Source organism: Streptomyces calidiresistens (assembly GCF_014141525.1).
Taxonomy (GTDB): domain Bacteria; phylum Actinomycetota; class Actinomycetes; order Streptomycetales; family Streptomycetaceae; genus Streptomyces; species Streptomyces calidiresistens.
In genome coordinates this window covers 1-4,884 of the sequence record NZ_VKHS01000410.1, presented here as the reverse complement: position 1 = coordinate 4,884, position 4,884 = coordinate 1, and the positions used below count along the sequence as shown (strand labels likewise).

The 4,884-nt window shown below is 70.2% G+C and carries 4 protein-coding genes and 1 pseudogene; 4 read left to right on the top strand and 1 reads right to left on the bottom strand.

Annotation, left to right across the window (positions count from 1 at the left end; all coding sequences use genetic code 11):
- Positions 1–164: 164 nt before the first annotated feature.
- Entirely contained in the window at positions 165–971 is an 807-nt protein-coding gene (locus FOE67_RS16530; RefSeq protein ID WP_182665030.1) for a GntR family transcriptional regulator, read from the bottom strand.
- A gap of 249 nt (positions 972–1,220) precedes the next feature.
- Between FOE67_RS16530 and FOE67_RS16525 the strand changes: the two genes are divergently transcribed.
- The 4 genes and pseudogenes from FOE67_RS16525 to FOE67_RS16510 form a co-directional block, all read left to right on the top strand.
- Positions 1,221–2,501 (top strand): extracellular solute-binding protein, encoded by a 1,281-nt coding sequence (locus tag FOE67_RS16525; protein WP_182665025.1) that lies wholly within the window; start codon positions 1,221–1,223, stop codon positions 2,499–2,501.
- A gap of 100 nt (positions 2,502–2,601) precedes the next feature.
- The gene (locus tag FOE67_RS16520) at positions 2,602–3,555 is read left to right on the top strand and encodes a carbohydrate ABC transporter permease (RefSeq protein ID WP_182665023.1); all 954 of its coding nucleotides are present in this window, start codon (positions 2,602–2,604) and stop codon (positions 3,553–3,555) included.
- Positions 3,556–3,791: 236 nt separating this feature from the next.
- Positions 3,792–4,622 carry a carbohydrate ABC transporter permease gene (locus tag FOE67_RS16515; RefSeq protein WP_323384976.1) on the top strand — a complete coding sequence of 277 codons (831 nt, stop codon included), beginning with the start codon at positions 3,792–3,794 and terminating at the stop codon, positions 4,620–4,622.
- Positions 4,623–4,630: 8 nt separating this feature from the next.
- Positions 4,631–4,884 (top strand): annotated as a pseudogene (locus FOE67_RS16510) (glycoside hydrolase family 3 protein); the annotation flags it as partial.

Genomic DNA, 4,884 nt, shown 5'->3' with positions numbered 1-4,884 from the left:
GGTTCCCCCATCGGGGGCGGGCGTCGTCGCCCCGACACCACCGGGGGCCGCCGGGGCGGGGTGTTCCGCTTCGCCCCCGGTCGGCACCCGTCACCGGCCGGGGACGGGCCCCGTGTCGCGGAACCCGTCCGTCGTCCCCGCGCGGCGTCGCCGCCCCGGGGGCCTCAGCCGCGGGGGCGCTGGAGGTTGGCGACGAACTTGTACCGGTCGCCCCGGTACACCGAGCGCACCCACTCCACCGGCTCCCCGGAGGCGTCCCGCGAGTGCCGGGAGAGCAGCAGCATGGGCAGGCCCACGTCGGTGCCGAGCAGCCCGGCCTCCGCGGGGGTGGCCAGCGAGGTCTCGATGGTCTCCTCGGCGGAGGCCGGGTGCACCCCGTACACCTCGGCCAGCGCGGTGTAGAGGGAGGTGTACTTCACCAGGCTGCGGCGCAGCGCGGGGAAGCGCTCCTGGGACAGGTGGGTGGTCTCTATGGCCATCGGCTCGCCGCTGGCCAACCGGAGCCGTTCGATGCGCAGCACCCGGCCGTCCACGGGGATGTCGAGCAGGGCGGCGAGGCGCTCGTCGGCGTTGATGTAGCCGATCTCCAGGAGTTGGGAGGTCGGCTCCAGGCCCTGGGCGCGCATGTCCTCGGTGTAGGAGGTGAGCTGGAGCACCTGCGCGACCTTCGGCTTGGCGACGAAGGTGCCCTTGCCCTGGATGCGCTCCAGCCGGCCCTCGACCACCAGCTCCTGGAGCGCCTGGCGCACGGTGGTGCGGGAGGTGTCGAATTCGGTGGCGAGCGACCGCTCCGGCGGCACGGGGGTGCCGGGCGGCATGGTTTCCGTCATTTCCTGGAGGTGCCGCTTGAGGCGGTAGTACTTCGGCACCCGCGCGGTGCGGGTGCGGTCGGCCGTTTCCGCCGTCCGGGTGGAGCCGGCCGGGCCGGCGGCCCCCGGGGCCGCGTCCGTCGCCCGGGCGGTCCCGACCACCTGGTTCTCTTCTGTCGTCACCGGCTCCTCCGTGGATTGCGGCTCACATGGTGGCACGGGCCGAACGGGGGTGCCCGGCGGCCCGGGTGTCAGTCCGGTAACGGACAGCCTGCCCCTTCGGCACGGCCCTTGACACCCTTACTGGTCTAGTCCAGAGTTCATCGCAACTGGTCTAAACCTCTTGACTACACCACTAAAGGCCGTCCCGTGACCAGGCGCAAGGGGGTCCGGCCTCCCCGGGAGGGTGACGTGAAGCGCAAGCTGATGGCAGCCATCGGTGTGGCGACGCTGGCGGTCGGGGCGACCGCCTGCGGCACCGACGACAGTGGTAACGGTGGAAACGGCGGCAGTGGTTCCGGTGGCAACACCGACTCCATCACCGTCTGGCTGATGGACGGCTCCGCCCCCGACGCCTGGATCGAGGAGCTGAACACCGCCTTCGAGGAGGAGCACGGGGTCTCGGTCAACGTCGAGATCCAGGAGTGGAACGGCATCCAGGAGAAGATCACCACCGCGCTGTCCGAGGACGGCACCGTGGACGTCCTGGAGATCGGCAACACCCAGACCGTCGGCTTCGCGGCCACCGGCGGCCTCGCCGACCTCGGCGAGTTCGAGGGCGAGGCCTGGAACGCCACCATGCTGGACTCCGCCACCGTCGACGACACCCTCTACGCCCTGCCCTGGTACGGCGCCAACCGCGTCGTCATCTACGACAAGGGCATCTGGGAGGAGGCCGGCGCCGAGGTCCCCACCACCCGCGACGAGTGGATCGAGGCCCTCGAGCTCATCGAGGAGAACACCGACGCCGAGCCGATCTACCTGCCCGGCCAGAGCTACTACGTGATGGGCGGATTCATCGCCGACGAGGGCGGCGCCTTCGCCGTCCAGGAGGGCGACGAGTGGACCGGCGCGCTGAACACCCCCGAGGCCGAGGCCGGGATGGAGTTCTACGCGCAGCTCCAGGAGTTCTCCAACTCCCCGACCGACAACGACGAGGCCAGCCCGCAGCAGTCCACCGAGGTCGTCCCGCAGGGTGACGTCGCCTCCTGGATCGGCCTCGGCTGGGAGGCCGGCGGCGCCATCGCCACGATCGAGGAGCAGGGCGAGGAGGCCGACTTCGGCTACTTCCCGGTCCCCGGCAAGACCGCCGACCAGCCCGGCCACGTCTTCCTCGGCGGCTCCAACCTGGCCGTCTCCGAGCGCGCCGGCGACCAGGAGCTGGCCAAGGAGTGGCTGCGGATGGCCACCTCGCAGGAGTGGGCGCAGAAGTTCGTCGACGAGAACAACGGCGGCGTCGTCCCCAACCGCACCGACGTGACCGCCTCCCCGGAGGAGGACACCTTCGCCGCCGCCATGGTGCAGTCCGCCGAGGTCGGCTACCTGCCCCCGCTGACCACCGGATGGGCGAACGTCGAGGTCGTCCCCAACCCCATCAAGGACCTCATGACCAAGGTCCTGAACGGCGAGGACTACGCCGCGGCGGCCGAGGAGGCCGACGCCGAGATCACCACGCGCATCAACCGCGACTGATACACCTGACGTGCGGGGGGTCGCCGACCGGACGGTCGGCGACCCCCCGCCGCTCCGGCGCAGCCGGGCTCACGACCGTCCGATCGCGAGGAAGACCCCCATGACCCCACCGGCCCGGGCAGTCGAGCCCGCGGCGCCGGCCGCCGCCACCGGCCGTCGGTTGCCCACCGGCTGGCTTCCGTACCTGCTCATCGCCCCGGCGGTGCTCTCCCTCGGCCTGGTCCTGGGGTGGGCCCTGCTGAGGAACGTGCTGATCTCCTTCCAGGAGTTCGGCCGCCGCCAGTTGATCACCCGGACCACCGAGTGGGCGGGGTTCGACAACTACGTCGAGGTCCTGAACAACCCCCGGTTCTGGGACACGCTGGTCCGCACCTTCGTCTTCATGGCCGTCAACGTGGTCCTGATCATGGTGCTCGGCACGCTCATCGGGCTGCTGCTCAACCGGCTCGGCAAGAAGATGCGGCTCACCCTGTCCATCGCGCTGGTGATGGCCTGGGCCATGCCGATCATCCCCAGCACCGTGCTGTTCTCCTGGATCTTCCACACCCAGTACGGCCTGATGAACTGGTTCATGGGCACCCTGGGCTTCACCGGCTTCGAGCAGCACAACTGGTTCGGCACCGGCACCTCCACGCTGGCCATCGCCACCCTCCTCATCGTGTGGATGTCGATCCCCTTCGTGGCCCTGAACCTCTACGCCGGCCTGACGACCATCGGCGGCGAGATCTACGAGGCCGCCCGCATGGACGGCGCCTCCGCGTGGCGGATCTTCCGCTCCATCGTCCTGCCGATCATGAAGCCGTTCTTCCTGATCACCACCTTCCTGGAGATCATCTGGGTCTTCAAGGCGTTCGCCCAGGTCTACGCCCTCAACGGCGGCGGACCCTCGCGCGCCTCGGAGACCCTGCCGGTCATGGCCTACATCGAGGGCATGGGGCAGCAGCAGTTCGGCGCCGCCGCCGCCATCTCCGTGCTCACGCTCCTCATCCTGCTGGGGGCCATGTCGTACTACTTCCACCTGATCCTCAAGCAGGAGAAGGAGCAGCAGTCATGAGCCAGGACACCACCGCCACCGGTCCCGACGGCGGTTCCGGCTCCCCGGACGTCACCGGACCCGACGGCCCCTCGCGCTCCACCGCCGCCGGCCCCACCGGCGCCGCCGCGGGCGGCGTCGTCGGCCGCCTCGCCGAGGTCAACATCGCCGGCCCGCACGGTGCCCCGCCGCCCTCCGACCCGGTGCGGCAGACCGTCGCCGGCATCCCCCGCACCCCTGATGGCGGCCCCTCCCGGGTGCCCTTCCGCCGCCGCTTCCACCGGATCTGGCCCAACGCGGTCGCCCTGATCACCGCCGCGATCTTCATCTTCCCCGTCTACTGGATGATCACCAGCTCCCTCAAGGAGCGCGGCGACATCCTCACCCGGGACCCGGTCTTCCTCTTCGTCCCCACCTTCGAGAACTACTCCACCGCCATGGGCGCGGACCTGTTCTGGACCTACGTGCGCAACAGCGTCGTGGTCACCGTCTGCGCCGTGCTGCTGGCCCTGCTGGTCGCCCTCGCCGCCGGCTTCGCCATCGCCCGGATGGAGTTCAAGGGCCGTCGCGGCATGATCCTGGTGATCATGATGGCGCAGATGGCCCCGTGGGAGGTGCTCATCATCGTGATGTACCTCAACGCCCGGGACCTGGAGATGCTCAACAGCCTCCTCGCCCTGACCATCATCTACTTCGTGATGGCGCTGCCCTTCACCCTGTGGACGCTGCGCGGCTTCATCGCCGCCGTGCCCAAGGAACTGGAGGAGGCCGCCCTCATCGACGGCTGCTCCCGCACCCGCGCCTTCTTCAGCGTGATCTTCCCGCTGCTCGCGCCCGGCCTCATGGCCACCTCGATCTTCGGCTTCATCATGGCCTGGAACGAGTTCGCCATGGTCCTGGTGCTCAACAAGGCGCCCGAGGCCAAGACCCTCCCGGTGTGGCTGTCCAGCTTCCAGACCGCCTTCGGCAACGACTGGGGCGCCACCATGGCCGCCTCCACCCTCGTCACCATCCCGGTCCTGGTCCTCTTCCTGATCCTCCAGCGTCGGGTCACCGGTGGCATGGCCGCCGGGGCCGTGAAGGGATGACCCCCGACATGTCCGTACCGACCGCCGCGCCCCGGAAGCCGGACGCCCTGGAGCGCGACGCCCTCGCCGTCCTGCACCCCACCTTCCACGGCACCGACACCCCGCCGGCCTGGCTGCTGCGCCTGCTGGAGAGCGGCGGGATGACCGGCGTCGGCCTCTTCGGCCGCAACGTCGTCTCCGACGAGCAGGTCACCGGCCTCACCGCCCGCCTGCACGCCGCCAACCCCGAGGTCCTGATCGCCATCGACGAGGAGGGCGGCGA

Excerpts from the sequence above, each read along its gene's own strand:
- FOE67_RS16520 (WP_182665023.1), top strand. The coding sequence starts at position 2,602 with ATGACCCCACCGGCCCGGGCAGTCGAGCCCGCGGCGCCGGCCGCCGCC.